General features: G+C 72.4%; 2 protein-coding genes. Both read left to right on the top strand.

Annotated elements, in window-relative coordinates; translation table 11 throughout:
• Positions 1-436, top strand: a 436-nt coding sequence (locus FNQ90_RS23935) for a nicotinamide mononucleotide transporter family protein (protein ID WP_143622442.1), incomplete at its 5' end; no start/stop codon positions are given.
• 47 nt (positions 437-483) lie between these two features.
• Positions 484-1194: 3,4-dihydroxy-2-butanone-4-phosphate synthase (gene ribB / locus FNQ90_RS23930; RefSeq protein ID WP_182608255.1), on the top strand; the 711-nt coding region annotated here is incomplete at its 3' end.

Below are 1194 nucleotides of genomic sequence, written 5' to 3'. Positions count from 1 at the left end.
GGCCAGGGACGGGCGGGACGACCGGATCGCCGTCCGTTTCGCCACCGGCCGCGAGCGTCTGTTGCTCCTCGCGGGTGCGGTCGGAGGGACCCTGGCGGTCGGCGGTCTGTTCACGGCCGTTCCCGTACTGTCCTGGAACCCCTGGCCCGACGCCTACATCTTCGTCGGCACCCTGGTGGCGATGATCGCCCAGGCCCGGGGCCTGGTGGAGTTCTGGTTCGCCTGGCTGCTGGTCGACCTGGTCGGGGTCCCCCTCGCCTTCTCCAGCGGCCTCGCCTTCTCCGGCCTGGTCTACGTCCTGTACTTCGTACTCGTCCTGTGGGGACTGCGCTCCTGGTGGTTGCGCACCCGCACCCTCGACGCGGCCGCCGGGGCCGAGCCCACGGCTCCCGTCCCCGTGACCGACCTCGCAGCCCGGGAAGGAGCCGCGCAGTGAACACCATCCGTCCCCCGCACCACCCCTTCGGCCCGACCGCCGCCGACCTGCCCGTGAGGGGGTCCGTCCCCGACGGGGTCTCGGAGGCCATCGTCCTCGACCCCGTCGAGCGGGCGATCGCCGACATCGCGGCGGGTCGCCCCGTGGTCGTCGTGGACGACGCCGACCGCGAGAACGAGGGCGATCTGATCGTCGCCGCTTCCGCGATCACACCCGAGGTGGTCGCCTTCATGATGAGCGAGTGCCGCGGTCTGGTCTGCGTTCCCATGGAGGGCGACGATCTCGATCGTCTGGATCTCCCGCAGATGGTCACCACCAACAGCGAGTCCATGGGCACGGCCTTCACCGTTTCCGTGGACGCCGTCGCCGACCACGGCGTGACCACCGGCATCTCCGCCGCGGACCGGGCCACCACCATCCGGCTGTTGGCCGACCCGGCGGCCCGGGCGGCCGACTTCGCCCGGCCCGGTCACGTCTTCCCGCTGCGAGCCCGTCCGGGCGGGGTGCTCACCCGCCCCGGTCACACCGAGGCCGGCGTGGACCTCGCCCGTCTCGCCGGTCTGCCGCCCGTCGCCGCCATCGTCGAGATCGCCGGGGAGGACGGCACCATGCTCCGCCTCCCGGAACTGGTGCCCTTCGCCCGCAAGCACGGGCTGACCCTCATCTCCATCGAGGACCTCATCACCCACCGTCGACACACGGAAGGGGACGGGGCGGCCGGTGGAACCGGGGCCGGTGTCCCCCTCGTCGGTCACACC

The organism is Streptomyces alkaliphilus (assembly GCF_014141535.1).
Lineage (GTDB): Bacteria > Actinomycetota > Actinomycetes > Streptomycetales > Streptomycetaceae > Streptomyces > Streptomyces alkaliphilus.
The sequence above is the reverse complement of the archived record's forward strand: the minus strand, read 5'-3'. Positions and strand labels throughout refer to the sequence as shown.